Consider the following 21,939-nt stretch of genomic DNA (forward strand, 5'->3'; position numbering starts at 1 on the left):
TTTGCACAATTGAATGCATTGCTTTTTGGATTTGTTACACGATGACGGTGTTATGCAATATATCTAAAATAAACATGTAAGCATTTTAGTTAAGTATAAAAGGAGGTTCGGTCTGCTCAACGGTATTTGACTGCACGATTCTAGATTTATGGGGTGTCATTCGTGATAAATTCAATCTCTGGTGATACAGATTTTATAAAGGTAATTAATAACTCAACATTCACTGGTTTTGTGCATAGTACATTTAATCGGACATTTAATATTAAATGTTTTGAAAATGGTGATTTATATACCATTGCATGCAACAGACTCGATAATGGGCCTAATACATTAATTGTTGATATTGATAATATGAAGCCAATGGAAATTGAAGCCAATGATCGGGTACGTGTTGAAGAAAATCTTTTGTATATTGGAGATCGTCTTACTATTTCGATAGATAAAGCATGTAAATGGGAAAGTGTTTTACCAACATACCCATGTAATGTAGAAATCCTGAAAAGAAATTTAATGAAAATGAAGGATTTTATCAACATCCATGGTGTAGGCGGAGGAATGAAAAAAAACGTAATAACCCTAAATCCTTTTGAAACAGAAGTCTCGAATATGCTTGAGAATAGAACTCTTTTACTTTTAAACGAATTATTAAATGACCGAATTTCATCTGCCTTGCCACATGCGGTTTCACTCATAGGTCTTGGGCCAGGGTTAACTCCTTCAGGGGATGACTTTTTAACGGGGTTATTTACCATTTTTAATATGAAAAACAGCCCTTTTTATCCTTACCGATCATTTTGTGAAGATGTTTTAAAGAAAGCAAAAACCTTAACGAATGACATTAGTTACATGACTTTGAAAAAAGCAGCAATTGGTAAAGTGAGAGAGTCTATTATTTCATTACTTAATGCCTTATTATTTGAAAATGATGAAGACTTAAATCTCTCTTTAAATAAATTATTAAACATAGGTTCTTCATCCGGAACAGATATAGCTTTAGGCATTGTTTTCGGAATGGAAGCCAATATTAGAGCAGGAGGATAAGTATGTTAGTACAAGCTTTGATTAAGTCAAACACATATTTCGATTCAGTATCTTTAATGTCGCTTTCCACTAAAGCGAATCAAATTGAAGAAGTTGAACAAGCAATTATTGCAATGGGTACCGAAATGAATAAAGAGGTAATAAAAAATGTCGGCTTAATGACACCTGATGTTGAGACAGCGGGAGCAAGTGATTTAATGATTGTTGTAAAAGCAGCAACTGACGAGTTATGCGAAACCGCTTTCGAAAAAATTAATGATTTATTTACAAAAAAGAATTCAGGTAAAAAAGGTAAGAATGACATCAAATATTCTACTATTTCTTCTGCTGCAGATCATAACCCGGAAGCAAATCTTGCCATTATTGCTGTGAATGGTGCTTACGCGGCTAGAGAAGCGAAAAGGGCTCTCGAAAATGATTTACATGTCATGATGTTTAGCGACAATGTAAGCATTGAAGATGAAATTGAATTAAAGAGATTAGCTCATGAAAAAGGTTTATTTATGATGGGACCGGACTGTGGAACAGCGATTATCGGAAATACAGCCCTTTGCTTCGCAAATGCGGTAAGAAAAGGGAATATCGGTATTGTTGGGGCATCAGGAACCGGCAGCCAAGAAGTAAGCGTCCGAATTCACGAATTTGGCTTCGGTATCTCGCAATTGATTGGAACTGGTGGTAGAGATTTAAAAGAAGAAGTTGGCGGAATCATGATGCTTGATGGTATTCAGGCTCTTGAAGACGATGAAGAGACAAAAGTCATTGTCGTTATTTCTAAGCCACCTGCACCAAGTGTGGAAGAAAAAGTATTAGCGAAAATTAAAACATGTAAAAAACCAGTTGTTGTTTGGTTTGTTGGCGGGAACGAAGAAAAAATTACTGAAGCTGGAGCACATTTTGCGAAAATGTCCAAAGAAGCTGCACTTAAAGCAGTACTATTGGCAGGGGCAGACGAAAGCAAGTTAAATAAACGCGCATTAAACATACCACTTATCGAAGAAGTTCGGACAAAGTTAACTCCTGAACAGAAATATGTTCGTGGACTTTTCAGCGGCGGAACACTGGCAGATGAAGCTATGCATGCAGCAATGGAAAAATTTGATAATGTCTATAGCAATATTCAAAGAAATCCAGAGTATCGTTTAAAAGACCGATATACAAGCCAAGAGCACACATTCATCGACTTTGGTGATGATGAATACACACAAGGAAAGCCACACCCAATGATTGATCCATCTACACGTCTTGAAAGATTTATTCAGGAGGCAAAAGATCCGTCTGTTGGTGCTATCGTAATGGACTTTGTAATAGGTTATGGAGCACATGAAGATCCAGTTGGAGCTTTCCTTCCAGCAATCATTGAAGCGAAACAACAAGCGGAACAAGAAGGAAGACATTTAGAGATAATTGGATATGTTCTTGGAACAGAATTAGATCCGCAAAATTATGAAGAGCAAATTAATAAATTATTGGCGGCAGATGTAACACATGCGAGCAGCATGCAAAATGCTGGCTTATTGGCTAGAGAATTTGTTGTGAAGGGAGAATAGGCATGAGTAGAATTAGCGATTTATTTAAAAGTAGACCACATGTTATTAACGTAGGAATTGAGTCATTTAAAGATGATTTATTACAACAAGGCTCTGAAGTCATTCATTTAGAATGGACACCGCCTGGCAGAGGAAACCCAGCATTAATTGCTGCACTTGACAAGTTTGAAAATCCTGCAATCTTGGAAAAAATTGAAGAAGCTAACAAATTAGCAGTGGAAAGAATTATTAATTCTCAACCAGTGTTAATTGGATATGATCAAGCTATTAATTGCGTACCAGGTATGACAAAAACGACGATTCTTCATGCAGGACCTCCAATTACTTGGGATAAAATGAATGGTCCTATGAAAGGTGCCGTTACTGGCGCAATCGTATTTGAAGGTTTAGCTAAAGATGTAGAAGAAGCAGCTAAATTAGCGGCATCTGGAGAAATTACCTTTTCACCATGTCATGAACACAACTGTGTAGGTTCAATGGCGGGGGTTACATCTGCGTCAATGTTCATGCATATTGTTGAAAACAAAACATATGGCAATATTGCTTATACAAATTTAAGTGAACAATTATCAAAAATTCTCCGAATGGGAGCAAATGATCAAAGTGTTATTGATCGTTTAATTTGGATGCGCGATGTTTTTGGTCCTATTTTACGTGATGCAATGAAACTAAGTCCTAATGGAATTGACTTGCGTTTAATGCTTGCGCAAGCACTTCATATGGGAGACGAGTGTCACAACCGAAATGTTGCGGGTACAACATTATTAATTCAAGCATTAACTCCATATATTTTACAAACTGATTATACAATCGAACAGAAGAAAGAAGTATTTGATTTCGTTGCGAGCAGTGATTATTTCTCTGGTCCTACTTGGATGGCAATGGCGAAATGTGCACTTGATTCTGCTCACGGTATTGAAAACAGTACAGTGGTTACAACCATGGCACGGAATGGTGTTGAATTCGGTATCCGTGTGAGCGGAATGCCTGGAAACACGTGGTTTACTGGTCCTGCACAAAAAGTTATTGGTCCAATGTTTGCAGGTTACAAGCCAGAAGATTCTGGACTTGATATCGGAGATAGCGCAATTACCGAAACATATGGTTTCGGCGGATTTGCGATGGCAACAGCTCCAGCAATCGTTGCATTAGTAGGTGGAACAGTAGAGGATGCTATTGGTTTTTCTACTAGAATGAAAGAAATCACTACAACAGAAAATTCTAACATCACAATTCCATTACTTGATTTCATGGGACTTCCGACAGGAATTGATGTTCGTAAGGTTGTTCAAACAGGTATTATGCCTGTCATTAATACGGCGATTGCTCATAAAGATGCAGGAATCGGAATGATAGGTGCAGGAATTACCTATCCTCCAGTAGAAGCCTTTGAAAAAGCAATGTTAGCTTTAAGTGAAAACATTCAATAATAGGTAATCGAAATTAAAAAGCCCAGCTTGGATTTTTGGATCAGCTGGGCTTTTTAATGTTTTTTTACTTAGGTGAGTTTTTATAAATGTCTAATTATACAACAAAACAATTACCTGCTATTGGGAAAAGATCCAAACTAAGGTATTGTGCAAAATATCATTTATCCCAATGTTTACAAGTTTTTCTTATCCGTTATGAAGGACATATTTTGTACAAAGTTTATTGTATAACCTGCCTAAATGAATACCATTCTTTTTGGTTTAGGTAGCCAATGACCAAGAAAGCGTTTCCGTATAAAATTTTGATGTAACCGGTTAACCATTATTATTATATTATTATTTCTCTTTCAGCTTTAAAAAAATTACCCGAGAAAGGAAAGAGTTTTTGCTATTAAAGACGGCAAATTAAGCATTTGATTAATAAATAATGATAACTAAAACAATATTTTTCTATCAAACTAATTCCTATTTAGAGGTGAAATGAAATGGCTCAAACAATTAAATTTTGGAAAAAAGGGGACTTTGCTGCTTCCTTTGGTTTATTCGTTAATGTTTTGACAGACTTTTTGGTTATGATTTCATTATTAATCGGTGTAGTTGGTATGCCAAAAGAGTTTGTTTATAAACAAATTGTTCCCGGTTTTGGGTTAGCAGTTTTGCTATCGGGCATTATATTTGCTTATTTTGCTTATAAATTGGCTAAGAAAACAGGTAGAACTGATGTTACCGCACTACCATCAGGTTCTAGTTCACCTGGTATTTTTCTTATCGTGTTTGTGATTATGCTTCCTCTATATCAACAAACACAGGACGCTGCTTTCACAACCACAGTTGCTGTACTTTGGGGATTCATTGAGGCTGCCATATTATTCTTAGGGGCATTCCTGGGTGAAACAATTAGAAAGATTGTCCCAAGAACGGTTTTACTAGCAGCCTTGGCAGGTTTGGCATTTGTCTTCCTGGGTATGAACCCAATGCTGCAATCCTTTGAAATGCCTATAGTGGCATTTGTTGCCTTAATCATCATCTTCATGAACTGGTTAAGTAAACATCCAATATTAAAGAAAATACCTACCGGTTTATTATTGATTATAGTTGGAACTGCCATTGCTTGGATAGCTGGATATCAAAATCCTGCAGATGTTACTGAAGCACTAAAATCATTCGGCTTTAATCCTCCAATGTTGCATTTAAATGGGTTTGCGGACAGTTTAAACGCAGCTTTACCATACTTATTAACGGCTGTACCTTTAGGGTTAGCAAACTACATTTTTAACTTGGAAAACGTAGAAGCTGCTGCTGTCAGTGGAGATGAATACAAAACTCGAGATGTTATGCTTGCAAACGGTTTTTCTACTCTAATAGGTGGCCTGAGTGGTAATCCATTCCCAGTAACCGTATATGTAGGACATGCGGGTTGGAAAGAAGTTGGAGCAGGTTTAGGCTATTCCATTGCCAGCTCTGTTGCCATTTTCTTATTATCGGTTTTCAGTCTTATGGGACTGTTGCTAGCTCTTGTCCCAATTGCTGCTATCGTTCCGATGCTTGTGTTTATTGCAATTGTAACAGGGCATCAAGTTGTAAAAGAAAGTCCGAAATTTGAAGCTCCAGCAATCTTTGTATGTTTCTTCCCATGGGTTGCGAACTGGGCGCTTGTTGCTGTTAATAATGCACTTTCAGCTGCTGGTGTGTCTGTAGGGACAGCTGACAATCAAGTTTCTTCTCTAGCACTGCATAATGCTGGACTTTTCTATGATGGCTTGGTTGCTCTAGGTAATGGTGCACCTATTTCGAGTGTTCTTTGGGGTTGTATAGCTGTATTTACGATCCGCAACACGCCTATTGGAGGCATTATTGCTGCAGTACTTGCATCTGCTTTAACTTTTATTGGTGCCATTCATACAAGTACTATCGGACTTGCACAAGAAACAGCTATGCCTTTCGTTTGGGGATATCTGCTAATTGCTGCATTCTTAGCGTATAAACTCTATGTAAATAAAAAAGATAATATTGGTCCTGTTACAGAGTAAAAAAGAGGAGGAATTTTGATATGGATTATATGAAATTAGCTGCAGATGCAACACTAGTTGGTATGGCAAACAAAGTTGGTGGACCATTCGGTGCAACAATCGTACGCGGTGATGAAATAATCGCTGTAGTAAGCAATACAATGATGAGAGATACTGACCCATCTGCTCATGCTGAAATGGTTGCTATTCGTGAAGCTTGTAAAAAGTTAGGAACAATGGATTTATCTGATTGTGTGATCTATGCAACTTGTGAACCTTGTCCAATGTGTGTATCTGCTATTATATGGACAGGTATTAAAGAAGTTTATTACTGTAACACGAGCGAAGATGCTGATAGACATGGCTTCTCTGATATGCATTTACGGAAGTATTTAACCGGTGAAGATAAAAGTGTACTCAAAATGGTTAAAGTAGAGCAAAGAGAAGATTGTGATGATTTGTTTGAGTTTTTTCATAAATCTAATAAATAACAATAAGCCCAGCTTAGATTTTTAATCTGCTGGGCTTTTTTTAATTCAGGTGGGTTTTTAAAAAATCAATAACTTGTGTAAGTGCATGTTGAACAATCGGATCTTGGAAGTTTTTATCAAATACATGCTCACCATTTGGAATCGTAATAAGTCTTGCTTCAACCGAATGTTTAATGAGGGCAGCTCTCATGAATACTGACTGTTCGTATGGTACATCCGTATCTTTAGTTCCGTGTAATAATAAAGTTGGTGGAAATTCCTTTGTAACGTTACGATTCGGGCAGAATGGATAGAGAGCTTCTTTGTTATTTAAAGGATTTACCCCTGTAATTTCTTCAATCCAAACTCCATTTTGTCTCGCATAAACATAAAATAAAAACCGTTCCTCTACTGTTGCCTCAGTTACGATACGATCAGTAATCAGTTTGTAAGCGAGTTCCTTAGAAACAGTGTCCTTTTGACAATAAAATTTACTTGGACTGGCAGCCCAGCCTCCAATAAGATCCCCGTATCCGTAAAGCGAAACAATTGCACGAGGCTTAAGAGTAAATGTTCCAGTAGAAAGAGCTAAGAAACCACCTGCGGAACTTCCTGCAACTGCAATTTTCTTTGGATCTATTGAAAATTCTTTTGGTCCTTCTACTTGAATCCAATGAATTGCATCTTCGATATCCTTAAGAATTTCAGGCAGTTTTGTTGCAGGAGCCAGCCTATAGTCAATTGAAAATAGTGATAATCCATTGTCGGTGTATAGTTTAATCATTTCTTCACTAATTTCTTCTCTTGTTCCCCAAATTAACCCGCCGCCGTGAATATAAATGACAACAGGAGCATTTTCTTGGTAAGTCCCATAAAAATCTGCCTTAATTGAGAAATTTACATCCTCTTTATAAATAACCGTTTTCTTCACTTTTATTTACACGTCCTGTCTAATGATTGTTTCATTTAATACTAAAAAAAACAGTCAAATAATGCAATTAAAAAATTGTGCAACTTAACAAATACCCCCACTGTTTTTAAGTTTTTTAAATCTGATATCAAGTACATATTTTGTACAAAGTTTATTGTACAAACTGCCTAAATGAATACCTTTCTTTTTGGTTTTGGTAGCCAATGACCGAGAAAGGGTTTCCGTATAAAATTTAAGATGTAACCGGTTAATCATTCTTATTATTTCTCTTTCAGCATTATAAAAATTTACCCGAGAAAGGAAAGAGTTTCGCTTTAAAAGGAGGCAAAATAAGCAGAGGCGTATTAAATAATGATAACTAACAATATTTTTTCACATCCAACAAACTATTTGATATTTAGAGGTGAAACATAATGGATCAAACAATTAAATTTTGGAAAAAAGGGGACTTGGCTGCATACTTCGGCTTACTCGCCAATAACTTAACCAATCTTCTAACCATGATGTCATTATTAATTTTTGTTGTAGGTATTCCATCATCCGTGGTTTATGGAAAAATTGCCCCAGCTTTTGGAATGGGTATATTTATTGCAAGTTGTGCTTATGGCTTTTTTGCGTATCGCCTAGCAAAAAAAACGGGCAGGTCTGATGTAACAGCATTGCCTTCGGGACCGAGTGCACCGTCCATTTTCACAGTAACTTTTTTAGTCATATTGCCAGTTTATACCCAAACGAAAGATTATGAATTTGCCATTGGTATTGCACTAGTATGGTGTTTCGTAGAAGCGATGATCCTAGTAGTTGGATCACTATTGGGTGATACGATTAGAAGAATCATTCCTAGAACAGTATTATTATCTTGTTTAGCTGGTCTTGGACTATTGTTATTAGCCATGAATCCAATGTTACAAGCATTTGAAGCTCCGATGATTGCTTTTGCTGTGTTAATTATTATTTTCATTAACTGGTTTGGTAAATCACCGGTCTTTGCAAAAATTCCAACAGGATTTTTATTGCTTGCTGTAGGTACTGGAATTGCCTGGGCTTTAGGTGTGATGGAGCCTGGTGCAATTTCACAATCTTTATCATCTTTTGGATTCAATCCTCCATCCTTAAATATTGATGGTTTTATGCAAGGATTGCCTCATGCCCTTCCATATTTAGCGTCAGCTATACCACTAGGTCTTTCTAACTATGTGTTTGACTTGGAGAATATTGAAAGTGCTAGTACTGCAGGGGATGATTATCAAACTAGACAAGTTATGTTAACTAATGGACTTGCTTCTTGTGTTGGTGCAGCATTTGGAAATCCTTATCCAGTAACAGTATATGTTGGACACCCAGGATGGAAATCAATGGGTGCCGGTATTGGCTATACAGTAGCAACTGGTTTATCGATGTTAATTCTTTCACTTTTCGGTATTGGAGCATTTTTGTTAGCAATCATTCCGATTTATGCCATCGCTCCTATCCTAGTTTATATCGGAGTTGTAACGGCCAATCAGGTTGTTCGTGAAACTCCGAAAATTGAAGTCCCAGTTATCTTTATTGCATTATTCCCATGGATCGCAAACTGGGCGCTAACACTTGCTAATAATGTACTTGGTGCCGCTGGAACTGCTGCAGGTACCGTTGGTCTTGATAAGCTCGCTAGTAAAGGTGTTTATTATGAAGGGTTGTCTCATTTAGGAAATGGTGCTCCGATTGCCAGTTTGTTATGGGGATGTATAGCAATCTTTGCTATCAACGATAAACCGTTACGTGGTGCAGCTGCAGCAGCAGTAGCAGCCGCCTTGTCCATCGTAGGATTTATCCACTCTCCAACAGTCGCATTTGCTAAAGGTGCTTCTGTAGAATTTTTCTTTGGCTACCTAATGATTGCAGGTATATTTGTTATCAAATTTGTGATGGATCGTAGTAAAACACTGCCAAAACCTGAAACAGAAGAAAAAATTGCATAAATAGAGCGTTAAAATTCACCTTCGATAGAGGATTGAACAGTTATCGAAGGTGAAATTTATTCTAGATTAATGGTAAAGGGGAGAATTTTATGATGGAGCTAATCCTTGCAAGTGAACGTGGAGATCTAAAGGCTGTAAAGCAATTATTAGATGACGGGGCTGACGTGTCTCTTAAAGACGCAGATGGTCGAACAGCTTTGATGGCTGCTACACAGAAAAATCAACTTTCAGTCGTTAAATTACTATTAGAAGCTGGCAGTGATGTAAACACAAGAGATATTACACAATTAACACCGTTTATTTGTTCCGGTGCAAATGGTTTTCATGAAATTTTAAGCGTAATGCTGAAATATGGAGCAGATTTAAAAAGTGTAAACCGATTTGGCGGTACTGCATTATTACCTTCCAGTGAAAAAGGCTATCTTAAAACCGTACAAAGATGCTTGGAAGCAGGAATCCCTGTCAATCATGTCAACAATTTAGGCTGGTCAGCTCTATTAGAGTCAGTCATTTTGGGTAATGGCGGCCGCTTATACTCGATGATCATTGAATTACTTGTAAAAGCCGATGCAGATGTAAATTTGCCAGATAGGGATGGGAAATCATCACTTCAGCATGCCAAAGAATTAAAGCATCAAAAAGTAGTTAAGATTCTTACGAATGAGTATGTTGAGCAAAATGATTATATAAACCGTGCAAAAGCTTTCTACCTAGATGATAAGTATGAAGAAGTTATTTCAGTAATGAATCAAGCTATCGAGACAGATTCAAATAATCTAGATTATTATTTCTACAAAGGCTATTCTTTGCAAGAACTAAAGCGGTATGACGAAGCCCTCGAAGAATATAAAAAGGCGTTAGTCCTTAATCCGAATGATCTTGATTATTATTTCTATACTGCTAATTGCTTAAGGTTAATGAAAAAACCAGATGAAGCACTAACTGAATATGACAAAGCATGTGAATTAGAACCTACTGAAACATTTTACCGTTACCATAAATCAAATTACCTAAGAGAATTAGGGAGACACGAGGAAGCGGTAGCTGAAATGGATAAGCTATTAGCACTTCAGCCAAACAGATATGATTTTTCTTTCCATAAGGCAAACAGCTTGAGGTCCCTCAGAAGGCATCAAGCAGCAATAGAGGCTATTGAAAATGCGATTGCTAACGACCCAGAAAATCCACTATATCAATTGCATAAGAACCAATCACTTGAACTATTAAAAAAACAATTTGAATCACAGGGGGTTAACAGATGAATAAATTAGTAATTGTTGCAATTGGTGGTAACTCTCTAGTTCGGGACAATGGACGCGACTCTGTTCAAGATCAATATGAGGCTGTTCAAGAAACTGCCGTTAATATTGCAGATATGGTTCAAGAAGGATACAACGTAGTTGTGACACATGGAAATGGTCCACAGGTTGGTTTTGGACTTAGACGGTCTGAAATTGCAAATGAAATTATAGGTATGCCAGATGTGCCGCTTGTCAATTGTGTAGCAGATACACAAGGCGGTATTGGTTACCAAATTCAACAAGCTTTAACAAACGAATTTACTAAAAGAGGTTTAAATAAAAAGGTTGCAACGATCATTACCCAAGTTGAAGTTGACATTAATGATCCGAATTTCCAAAATCCAACTAAACCGGTTGGTTCATTCTTTACTTTAGAACAAGCCGAAGAAATGAAAAAGGAACATCCTGAGTGGATTTTTATGGAAGATTCCGGACGCGGTTATCGCAGAGTGGTTCCATCACCAAAACCAATTGATATTGTTGAAAAAGAAGCCATCAAATCATTGGTTGAAGCTGGATACGTTGTGATTGCGGCTGGCGGCGGCGGTATTCCGGTTATAAAGACAAGAGAGAATGAGTATTTGGGTGTTGATGCGGTAATAGATAAAGATTTTGCTACCAGCCTTTTAGCGGAACAAGTTAATGCTGAGACATTAATTATTACAACTGGCGTTCCAAGAGTATGTATTAATTTTGGAAAACCAAATCAATTGGCCCTAGAAAAAATTACAGTTGAAGAGACAAAACAATATGTTCTTGAAAACCACTTTGCACCAGGCAGTATGCTGCCAAAAATTGAGGCTAGCCTAAGCTTCTTAGAGAATGGTGGTAATAAAGTCGTAATTACAAACCCAGAAAGTTTACAAGATGCGATTAATGAAAAACAAGGTACACACATTGTCAAACAGCTAAATACAACTCCTTGTTTGAAATAAATAATAATAAATTGAAAGTCCGGCACTAAGTAAAAACAGTGCCGGACTTTGTTCTTAATATTGATATTTACTTTTTTCTTTCTCCCGAAATTCTGTTGGAGAAACTCCCTCTATTTTTCGAAATAAAGTACTAAAATAGTTTTGACTGCTAAATCCTGAATTTTCTGCTACATCAGATATAGTCCAGTTTGGGTGAGCAATTAGAATCCGTTTCGCCGCGTGGATACGATATTGAATTAAATACTCCGAAAAAGCAACACCTACTTCTTCATGAAATTTTCGACTTAGGTAGGTAGGGTTAGCATGAACCTCATTTGCGATATCTGAAAGTGAGATCCTGTCAGCGAACTTTTCGTGAATGGCTTTCAGAGAGCATTGGATTAAGCTGGAATAATTTTGAGAAAACTGATTTTCTTTATACTTTGATAGAATTGTTAATAGTTCACTCTCAATAACAGGCTTCGTTAAATAGTCAACAACCCCAATTCTAATTGATTGCTGAGCATAGCTGAAATCTTGGCAGGCAGTAACCATGATTATTTCCACATCTTTATTGCTTTGTCGCAGTTCCTCCCCAAATTCAAGGCCCGATTTTCCTGGAAGATTAATATCTAAAAAAGCCAAATCAATTTCATGATTTAGATTAATTGAATGTGCTTGACTCGCATCGGAAGCCTTGAAAAACTTCCATGAAGGAAATGCAGATAGCAACAAGTATTCTAGTTGTTCTAACTCTAATGGTTCATCATCAAGTAATAAGACATTCATATTCATGCAGCCCCTCTGTAAAGTTTCCCATGCAGTTCTTTCATTTAATTTAAACAAAAGGATATTTTAAGTAAATATGATGTGGAAAAGAAGTAGAAAAAGTTTAAAAAAGAGTAATAATTCCGAAAATAATTTCATTTACCATTTCCTATAATTAAACTATTAATCAAAATTGTAAAACACACCTGGATTGGTAGAGAAGGAGGAAGAAAAATGATTGATTTGCTGCTAATTCACGGTACTGTTATCACAATGGATGCCAGCAGGCGGATTCTTCAAGATGGTGCTGTTGCTATTAATGATGGCAGACTATTAGATTTTGGATTAACAGAAATTCTAGCATTAAAATATGAGGCAAAAAAAGTGATTGATTGCACCCATCAGTGTATTTTACCAGGATTAATCGATGTTCACGGACATGGCGGACACTCTATGTTCAAGACCATTGCAATGGATAATGACTTTTGGATGCAAATTATGACCAATACCTATAAACATTTTGTGACCGATGATTTTTGGTATTACGAAGGAAAACTCTCTGCACTAGAACGATTAAAAGCTGGGATCACAACAGGTGTATCTGTTTTAGGGTCGATGCCGCGGTCTGATGACCCGATCTTCGCGATCAATCATGCAAGAGCATACGCAGAGGTTGGTGTAAGAGAGGTTGTTTGTACAGGCCCTTGTAATCCGCCATGGCCACACTTATTCAGCCGCTGGGTGGATGGTAAACGAATTACGAAAGAAGTAACGTACGAGGAAGTGCTGCAAGGTGCAGAAGCAGTTATTGAAGCATTGAATCATGCTAATGAAGACCGAACACGTGCCTTTATAACTCCTTTTGTGATAGTTACCTCAGTTGAACCATCAGGACCAACATCACCAGGCGGGCTTTATGGGTTAACAGATCATGATCTATATCAAGCAAAGAGAATTCGTGAAATTGCTAGAAAGTATCAAACTCGAATCCATTCTGATGCCTTTGGCGGGATGATTCATCTGGCTGTCCAGGATTGGGAAAACGCCTTGTTAGGACCAGATGTTCACCTTCAGCACTGCCGTGGAATTTCATTCGACGAGGCACGAATTTTAGCGGATACAGGTACGAATGTGAGTGCCTCCCCAGGCATAACTCAGGCTAGTGCGAGAACTCCGGTACCTGAGTTAATTGAATTGGGTGCAACGGTGGCTATCTCTACCGATGGTACATCACCATGTACAGGCTTTGATATGTTTCAAGCGATGAGAAAAACGCAGTTTGTGCACCAATCTGCCTTAAGAGATGAGTTTTATTTGCCTCCTGGAAAACTATTAGAAATGGTAACAATTGATGCAGCGAAATGTATAGGCTGGGATGACGAACTTGGTTCTCTTGAAATTGGTAAAAAAGCCGATGTCATTACCGTGAACCTTAATCAGCCCCACTTAACTCCAGAATTTATGCATGTCCATCGCTTGGTATATCAAGCAGTTGCTAATGATGTCGACCATGTGATTGTCGATGGAAAGCTGATTATGGAAGGACGAAAAGTTCATACCGTTGATGAAAGAACAGTGTTGTATGAGGCAAATGAAGAGGCCCATTCAACAATCGAGCGGGCAGGACTTAGGAAGTATATGGAACCCTCCAAATATTTTTGGGGGCATGCACGAGGTTATGTTGATGAAAAGGAGATATAACGAAGAAGATTATAGTATTACTAGACTGAAAGGAGAATAATAAATGGTAACAAAACTTAAGGGAAGATATGTGATTGGTTTTGATGGGGATGATCATGTAATTTTAGAAGATTCAGAGGTTGTATATGAAAACGATACAATTATTTATGTAGGTAAAAGTTACTCTGGAAAAGTGGATGAAGTTATTGATGCTGGGAACGCAGTCATTAGTCCAGGATTTATCGATTTAAATGCACTGGGTGATATTGATCATGATATCCTGCATTTAGAAGCAACTAGCGACAAACAGAAAAACCTGCTCTGGTCAAAGAGTTATGTTGAAAACGGTCATCATGAAGTTATGACAGCGGAGGAAGAAGCATTTAAATCATTGTATGCCTATTCTCAGTTGATTCTTCATGGGGTGACTACTGCGATGCCGATCACATCTGTTTTTTATAAAAAATGGGCAGAGACATATGAGGAATTAGCCGCAGCAGCCAATCATGCAGGCAGATTAGGTCTAAGGATTTACTTAGGCCCAAGTTATCAATCTGGAATTAGAGTCGTGGAGCCAGATGGAACAATCAATCTTTATTGGGATGAAGATGCAGGGAGAGCAGGGCTTGAGCGTGCCGTTAAGTTTGTTGAAGAATTTGATGGTGCCTATGATGGGTTGGTTAAAGGCATGTTGGCACCTGAACGAATTGAGAGTCAAACAGAAGAAAGTCTGAAACTGACTAAATATTATAGTGAAAAGTTAAATGTTCCTATCAAACTTCATGCAGCACAAGGAAGCTTTGAATATCACACAATTTTAGAAAAACATGGGGTAACCCCAATTCGTTATTTGTATAATCTTGGCTTTTTAGGTCCAAAAACTGGAATTCCTCACGCCCATTTTATTGCTGGTTATAGTGAAGCGGAGTCCGGCGAGGGCGATGATAGAGCGCTGCTAACTGAAACCAATACAACAGTTATCCATTGTCCTTTAATCATCGGAAGGCATAGTTCTGCTTTAGAATCATTTGCAAAATACAAAAGGGCAGGAATCAATTTAGCACTAGGTACGGATACATTTCCACCAGATATGTTTCAAAATATCCGAACAGGCAGTATGCTATCCAGGCTGATTGAAAAAGAAGTAAAGGACTCATCCTATGCTGATTTATTTAGAGCTGCAACAATTGGAGGAGCCAATTTTCTTGGAAGGGAGGACCTTGGCAGACTTACAGCAGGTGCAAAGGCAGATATCATAGCAATAGATTTGGACGGCTTCCATATGGGAGTGATAGATGACCCGATTCGTACAATGATTGCAAGCGGGTCAGGAAGAGACGTGAAATTATCAATCATTAACGGCAGGGTAGTTATGAAGGATAGAGTCATTCCTAACCTAGATTTAGAAGAAATTAAATCCAAGGGTCAAAAGTATTTTAATAAGATGAAAAAAGGATATTTGGAAAGAGATTATCAACAGCTTCCCGAGAATGAACTGCTTCCTTCATCCTTTAAGATAGTGGATTTTATTTAATTTTTTTCAAGTAGTAAAGATATTGAAAAATAAAGTAAATATTTTAAAAACAAGTAGTCTGAATATTTCTTATAATTAGACAAATGCATATAAAAATATTCAGGGGGTTTTGGTCCATGAAATGGAGATTAGGAAGATTTTTACTAGTTATGCTATTAGCAATCGTTATTACTGGATGTTCAACTAAAGAGGATGTCAGCACAGAGGATAATAACAGCGGTACCGCAAAAAAAGATGGCGGTACACTAGTCATTGCCCGCTTATCGGATGCTGAGAACTTAGATCATCATTTCATGTCAACGATTAACGCGGCAAGTGTGACCCACAGCAAAATATATGAGGGGCTTGTAGGGCGTGATAAAAATGCCGAAATTAAGCCTTTACTTGCAGAAGAATGGAAACAGCTGGATGATTTAACATGGGAATTTAAACTAAGACAAGATGTAAAGTTCCATGATGGAACAGCTTTTAATGCAGATGCCGTAAAAGCGACATTTAATCGTCTGTTGGATCCAAATGTTGGTTCACCAAGAGCAGTTGTATTTAAAATGGTAAAAGAAGTGAAGGCAGTGGATGAATTTACAGTACAATTTATTTTATCGGAGCCATTCTCACCATTACTTTCTATTCTAGCAAGCCATGAAGGCGGTATTATCAGTCCAAAAGCGATTGAAAAGTTTGGTAAAGAAATTATTAATGAACCAAATGGTACGGGTCCCTTTGTTTTTGAATCCTGGACTCCTGGACAAGAAATTGTCTTTACTAAGAACAAGGAATACTGGGGAACAAAGGCTAATGTAGATAAAGTTGTATTCCAAGTAGTACCAGAAGAAACGACAAGAATCTCAATGCTCGAAACTGGGGAAGCCCATATTGCTGAGCCACTCTCAGTACCGATGATGTCTACTGTAGAAGCTTCGTCAAAAGTAGAGGTATACCGAAGTGAAGGATTTGGAACGGAATATATTGGCTTTAACTTCCAAAAGGAACCATTTAATGATATCCGTGTACGTAAAGCCATTTCACATGCTGTTGAAATGGAATCGATTATAAAGGGCGTATACAATAATGTTGGTAAAAAGGCGAATTCATTATTAGGATCAAAGGTTTTTGGTTACCACGATGATATGGAAGCATATGAATATAACCTTAATGAAGCAAAGAAATTGCTGGCAGAAGCCGGTTATCCAAATGGCTTTGAAACAACATTAAAAACAATGGATAGTAAAGAAAGAATCAATATGGCAGAGGTAATTCAGTCACAGTTAAAAGGAATAGGTGTGAAAGTAAATATACAAGTTTTAGAGTACGGTACGTTTGTTGAGCAAGCTAACAGCGGGGATTCTGAAATGTTTATTCTCAGCTGGAGAAACGCAACCGGCGATGCCGATTACAATCAATACAATCTATTCCATACTAATTCTCAAGGAGCAGCTGGCAATACCTTCTTTTATAGTAATCAAGAGGTTGATCGTTTAATTGATGCTGCGCGCAAAGAAAAAGACCCAAATAAACGAATCGAACTGTATGCGAAATCACAAGAATTAGAAATGGAAGATGCAATATATATTCCAGTTAGAGTAATTGAAAATCTAGCAGCTGTAGCAAAAAATGTGGATGGTTTTGAAATTAGTCCGTCAGGTTATTTAGAAATCAATGATGTTTCAATTAAATAGGTAAAAAGATAAGAGGGATATCCAAGTGGGATACGCCCTTTTAACTTGTAAAAGTAATAGAAAGGATGTTTTATTATGAGCCGTACCTATTGGTTAACAAATGCCCGCCTAGAAACGGGATATATAAAAGAAAATGATAGAGTAACAGGAACAAAAACAGAGCTTTTTCACTTATTAATAGAGGATGGCAGGATAGAAAAAATCACCAAAGAAGCAGAGTCTGTCGGAAATGATTTACCTGTAATGGATGCAAATGGTTTGCTGCTGCTTCCCTCATTTATTGAAAAGCATGTTCATCTAGATAAGACTTATATGGGGGAGAACTGGCGGGCTTGTATCCCCGCTTCAGGCGTTATTGAACGATGTGAAATTGAAAAAAATATTCTAGCATCCATACCTTCCAGCACACAGCAGCGCGCAGAAGCTTTGCTGGACGTATTATTGTCCTACGGTTCAACCCATGTAAGAACCCACGTGGATATCTACCCGGAAACGGGTTTGAACAACCTGGAGGGTGTCTGGCAAGCACTTGAATCATATTCTAACAGGCTAAGCTCAGAAGTTGTTGCCTTTGCCCAGCATGGCTTGCTGCGTCCTGGGACTGTACAATTGGTTAGAGAAGCATTGAGAAACGGAGCTGGGATTGTGGGGGCGGTTGACCCGGCAACGGTAGATAATAATATTGAAGCCTCATTAGTACAGTTACTGGACTTGGCTGTTGAAGGAAATGCTGATATCGATTTGCATTTACATGACCCCGGTCATTTAGGAACTTTCACGATGAAACGACTTGCTCACTTAACCAAGCAAGCTGGCTGGGAAGGAAGAGTAGCAGTCAGTCATGCATTTGGACTTGGAGATGTCTCAAAAGAAGAAGCAATCGAAATGGCAGGGATTTTAAGGGAAGCAGGTATCTCGATTGTCACCAGCCTTCCAATCGGGCGGAACATTCCACCGGTTAACCTTTTAACTGAATATGGAGTTGAAGTTTCCATAGGGAACGATAATATCTATGATTCTTGGTGGCCGACAGGTAATGGTGATGTACTGGAGAGAGCAGGACGTCTGCTTGAACATTTCAGATGGACGGATGAGGTTTCACTTGGTCAAGCATTAAAGTATATTACAGGTGGAAAGACTCTATTAGACAAAGAGGGGAATCAGTTATGGCCAAAAGCAGGTGATGCTGCCAGTATGGTTCTAGTTGAAGCCAGCTGCACTGCTGAAGCGGTGGCAAGGCGGGCAAAACGTAAAACAGTTATCTACAAAGGTAATATAGTTTTCGAATCTATACATTAATTATCTCTTAAATTTAACAGGATTTTATAGATTGGCTGTGTGAAAGTTAATTGTTGATTTTGGTCACTATGTTGATTGGAGCGAAGCACCTGGGGAGGAAATCAACAGACAAGTTTAACACAGCCAATTAATTTAAAAGAAGTTTATAGATTAAGGGGATGAATTTTTTACATCCTCTTTTTTTATTGAATTTTATTATAAGAGGTAAAGATAACGAAAAATAACGTAAAGATATTCGAGAAAAATAATCTGAATATTCCCTATACTTAGATTGGTGGGAAAACTAAAGAAAAACGAGGGGGAGAGTCGATGAAAGAAAAAATAACTATCGGAAAAAAGTTTATTCTAGTACTGCTAATGGTAATGATCATTACTGGTTGTTCTACAAATAAAAACGCCAGCTCCAATAAAAATGAAAAAGGGGATAATGCGAGGTATGGTGGTACTTTAGTAGTCGTCCGTTTATCAGACGCTGAGAATTTGGATCACCATTTTATAATACGATCAATGCAGCAAGTATAACTCATGGAAAAGTGTATGAAGGATTGGTAAGAAGGGATAAAGATGCTCAAATCCAGCCTCTATTGGCTAAGTCGTGGAAACAGATTGAAAGCCATACTTGGGAATTTAAACTAAGAGATGATGTGAAATTCCAAGATGGATCACCATTTAATGCAGACGCAGTCAAAACAAATTTTAATAGACTTTTAGATCCGAATGTAGGAGCACCGAGAGCAGGTGTTTTTAAAATGGTAAATGAAGTGAAAGTCATCGATGACTATACCGTTCAATTCATCTTAAGTGAGCCATTTTCACCATTACTCTCCATCCTAGCCAGTCATGAAGGCGGGATTATTAGTCCTAAATCAATTGAGAAGTCCGGTAAGAACATGATTAATGAACCAAATGGAACGGGACCTTTTTCATTTGATTCATGGACTCCAGGTCAAGAAATTGTATTAGTTAGAAACGAACAATATTTTGGTGATAAAGCGAAGGTAGAAAAAGTTGTTTTTAAAATTGTGCCTGAAGAAACAACAAGAATTTCGATGATAGAAACAGGCGAAGCTCATATTGCTGAACCGCTTTCTGTAACGATGAAGGATACAGTAGAAGCTTCGTCAACAATGGGGGTCTATCGAAGCGAAGGTTTTGGAACAGAATATATCGGCTTTAACGTTGAAAAAGAACCATTTAATGATGTTCGTGTACGAAAAGCTATTTCGCACGCTGTTGAAATGGATACGATTATTAAAGGAGTCTTTAATAATATAGGAAAGAAAGCGAATTCTTTATTAGGATCCCAAGTATTTGGGTTTCATGCTGGGTTGAATGCATATGAATATAATCTTAATGGAGCAAAAAAATTGCTGGCTGAAGCAGGCTATCCGAATGGTTTTGAAACAAAATTGCTGACAATGGATGCCAAGGAAAGAATAAACCTCGCAGAGGTACTTCAATCACAATTGAAAACAATCGGTGTTGCTGTAGAGATACAGGTAATGGAAAATGGAGCGTTCGTTGAGCAGCGAAACGCGGGAGATTCACAAATGTTTATCAGCAACTGGCGACGCTGATTATAACCAATATAATCTTTTTCATACTGCTTCAAAAGGATCAGCAGGTAATACCTTTTTTTTCAGTAATAAAGAGGTTGATGGTTTAATAGATGCTGCCCGTAAAGAAGAAAATCAAGAAAAACGTATGGAGCTTTACGCAAAAGCACAGGAAATAGAAATGGAAGAGGCAGTTTATATTCCTGTACGCGTTATAGAAAATTTTGCAGCCATATCAAAAAATGTGGATGGTTTTAGAATCAGTGCAGCTGGATATTTAGAACTTAATGATGTTGTAATTAAATAACGAATAAAGAATAAGAAGCTGGTTCTGATGGTTGTTAAATGACAGCTATTCGAATCAGCCTCTTATTCTTTATTCTTTTACTGCCTTTAATTCAACTAGCTTACTAGCGTAATATAAAACTAGATATAAAGGAATGGTTAGAAATATTCCCGTAAACCATGAAATACTCGTTAACGGAGCGAACAGGGGTACAAAATTTCCCGTTAGGCTTATTAAACCTGCAATGATTGTTGCAAGCATAGCGGGGAGATGAGTCCCTGGTGATAAATGATTGTCGTTAAAAGAATATAACTCTTGTATATTAATTTCTTTTTTACAAATGAGATAATAATGCGTCAGCATGACACCAATTACCGGACTTAACAGACCGCCAACAATATTTAAAAAGGTAAAAATACTTGTCGGGTTTTCCATCAGCTTCCAGGGCATAATAAGAATTCCGATGATGGCTGCAATTAAAGCTCCTGTCTTAAAATTTAATTTTTTTGGGAAAAGAGCAGTCAGTTGAAAACCAGCAGGGATGATATTTCCAACTATATTAACGGATAAACTTGATAAGCAAATCGTCGTCAATGAAAGGGCAATGTAAAATTTACTATCAAATCTTTCAACGACATCTAAGACATTCCAAATTGGGACTCCGAATGCAATCTCTGAGCCGACAATAATCGTAATGCTTGCCACAGCAAATAACAAGTAAGTGATAATCAAACCGGAAATTTGTCCGATTGTCTGTTCTTTACTTGAGCGTGAAAATCTCGTTACATCAGCTACACTTAAAATTTGTGCAACCCATGTTGCCATGATCGCAGACACACAAGTCATAAAAATGAATAAATTATTTCCCTCTGCTCCCTTTGCACTATAACTTAATATAGGAGCAATTCCTCCGGCAAGATTAATAGACCAGATGGCCATTCCCCCAAAAACAACAAAAACTAAAGGGGAAACAATCTTCGTTAATTTCCCTAATCGTTCCATTCCTGCAAAAATAAATAAAACGTTTATCATCCAGAAAAGTAGGAAGGATAGGAGCCCTGGCAGGTTTAGACCCAAAAGGTTAAATTCTCCGCCCAAAGTTAAATAAGCAGGCCAAAATTCCCCTATTAAAATCGTGACTGCAAGACTGCCAGCGTAAGTCTGGAGACCAAACCACATGATCGCGGCGATAACACCTCTTAGGACTCCGGGAAATAGTGCACCCTTCATCCCATAGCTGGAACGGAGCAAAATGGAGAAAGGGATTCCATACTTACTGCCAGCATGTCCATTCAGAACCATCATCACAGCCAGTAAGAGGGAAGAGAACATAATGATAAAGAAAACCTGCCAAATAGACATACCAAGGGCAAAGAACCCTCCAATCGTTACATAGGATGGGACGTTATGAACGGATCCCATCCAAATTGAGAAAAAATGACTGACCTTCCACGTTCTAGCTTCAGATTTTGTAGGTAATAAATCTGGGCTAAGTCTGGATTGATCTCCAAGCGGGGCATGATTTTGTCTCAA

General features: G+C 37.7%; 15 protein-coding genes and 1 pseudogene. 13 read left to right on the forward strand and 3 right to left on the reverse strand.

What is annotated here, in order from left to right; all coding sequences use genetic code 11:
- Positions 1-162: 162 nt before the first annotated feature.
- The 5 genes from QNH48_RS07100 (at position 163) to QNH48_RS07120 (ending at position 6,521) form a co-directional block, all read left to right on the forward strand.
- Complete coding sequence (locus QNH48_RS07100) at positions 163-1,041, forward strand: oxamate carbamoyltransferase subunit AllH family protein (RefSeq protein WP_283954341.1); 879 nt, start codon at positions 163-165, stop codon at positions 1,039-1,041.
- 2 nt (positions 1,042-1,043) lie between these two features.
- Positions 1,044-2,591 carry an acyl-CoA synthetase FdrA gene (fdrA, locus tag QNH48_RS07105; RefSeq protein ID WP_283954342.1) on the forward strand — a complete coding sequence of 516 codons (1,548 nt, stop codon included), beginning with the start codon at positions 1,044-1,046 and terminating at the stop codon, positions 2,589-2,591.
- A 2-nt stretch (positions 2,592-2,593) separates the two neighbouring features.
- Positions 2,594-4,021, forward strand: a complete 1,428-nt coding sequence (locus QNH48_RS07110) for a YlbE family protein (RefSeq protein WP_283954343.1) — start codon at positions 2,594-2,596, stop codon at positions 4,019-4,021.
- Between the two features lie 485 nt (positions 4,022-4,506).
- Entirely contained in the window at positions 4,507-6,051 is a 1,545-nt protein-coding gene (locus QNH48_RS07115; RefSeq protein WP_283954344.1) for a xanthine permease, read from the forward strand.
- Positions 6,052-6,071: 20 nt separating this feature from the next.
- Complete coding sequence (locus tag QNH48_RS07120; RefSeq protein WP_283954345.1) at positions 6,072-6,521, forward strand: nucleoside deaminase; 450 nt, start codon at positions 6,072-6,074, stop codon at positions 6,519-6,521.
- A 40-nt stretch (positions 6,522-6,561) separates the two neighbouring features.
- On the opposite strand, the gene QNH48_RS07125 is transcribed toward QNH48_RS07120, so the two are convergent.
- Positions 6,562-7,431, reverse strand: a complete 870-nt coding sequence (locus tag QNH48_RS07125; protein ID WP_283954346.1) for an alpha/beta hydrolase — start codon at positions 7,429-7,431, stop codon at positions 6,562-6,564.
- 413 nt (positions 7,432-7,844) lie between these two features.
- On the opposite strand from QNH48_RS07125, the gene QNH48_RS07130 reads away from it, so the two are divergent.
- The 3 genes from QNH48_RS07130 (at position 7,845) to arcC (ending at position 11,628) form a co-directional block, all read left to right on the forward strand.
- Entirely contained in the window at positions 7,845-9,392 is a 1,548-nt protein-coding gene (locus QNH48_RS07130) for a xanthine permease (protein WP_133370683.1), read from the forward strand.
- A gap of 89 nt (positions 9,393-9,481) precedes the next feature.
- Complete coding sequence (locus tag QNH48_RS07135) at positions 9,482-10,654, forward strand: ankyrin repeat domain-containing protein (protein ID WP_283954347.1); 1,173 nt, start codon at positions 9,482-9,484, stop codon at positions 10,652-10,654.
- A complete protein-coding gene (gene arcC, locus QNH48_RS07140) occupies positions 10,651-11,628 on the forward strand; it encodes a carbamate kinase (RefSeq protein WP_133370684.1) in 978 nt (325 codons plus the stop codon). Before QNH48_RS07135 ends, arcC begins: the two co-directional genes overlap by 4 nt.
- A gap of 54 nt (positions 11,629-11,682) precedes the next feature.
- Here the strand turns inward: arcC and QNH48_RS07145 are convergent, their stop codons facing one another.
- A complete protein-coding gene (locus QNH48_RS07145) occupies positions 11,683-12,396 on the reverse strand; it encodes a response regulator transcription factor (RefSeq protein WP_283954348.1) in 714 nt (237 codons plus the stop codon).
- A 213-nt stretch (positions 12,397-12,609) separates the two neighbouring features.
- Between QNH48_RS07145 and QNH48_RS07150 the strand changes: the two genes are divergently transcribed.
- The 5 genes and pseudogenes from QNH48_RS07150 to QNH48_RS07170 all read left to right on the forward strand — a co-directional run bounded on the left by QNH48_RS07150 (position 12,610) and on the right by QNH48_RS07170 (position 20,427).
- Positions 12,610-14,076: an amidohydrolase family protein gene (locus tag QNH48_RS07150; protein ID WP_283954349.1), complete on the forward strand. Its 1,467-nt coding sequence runs from the start codon at positions 12,610-12,612 to the stop codon at positions 14,074-14,076.
- 43 nt (positions 14,077-14,119) lie between these two features.
- On the forward strand, positions 14,120-15,589 hold the full coding sequence (locus tag QNH48_RS07155) for an amidohydrolase family protein (RefSeq protein WP_133370687.1): 1,470 nt from the start codon (positions 14,120-14,122) through the stop codon (positions 15,587-15,589).
- A gap of 116 nt (positions 15,590-15,705) precedes the next feature.
- A complete protein-coding gene (locus QNH48_RS07160; protein ID WP_283954350.1) occupies positions 15,706-17,265 on the forward strand; it encodes a glutathione ABC transporter substrate-binding protein in 1,560 nt (519 codons plus the stop codon).
- Positions 17,266-17,340: 75 nt separating this feature from the next.
- Positions 17,341-18,564, forward strand: coding sequence for an amidohydrolase (locus QNH48_RS07165; RefSeq protein ID WP_283954351.1), 1,224 nt, complete (start codon positions 17,341-17,343; stop codon positions 18,562-18,564).
- Positions 18,565-18,873: 309 nt separating this feature from the next.
- Positions 18,874-20,427: pseudogene (locus QNH48_RS07170) on the forward strand (glutathione ABC transporter substrate-binding protein).
- A 69-nt stretch (positions 20,428-20,496) separates the two neighbouring features.
- On the opposite strand, the gene ncs1 reads toward QNH48_RS07170, so the two are convergent.
- Positions 20,497-21,939 (reverse strand): NCS1 family nucleobase:cation symporter, encoded by a 1,443-nt coding sequence (ncs1, locus tag QNH48_RS07175; RefSeq protein WP_283954352.1) that lies wholly within the window; start codon positions 21,937-21,939, stop codon positions 20,497-20,499.

The organism is Neobacillus sp. YX16, assembly GCF_030123505.1.
Classification (GTDB): Bacteria; Bacillota; Bacilli; order Bacillales; family Cytobacillaceae; genus Neobacillus.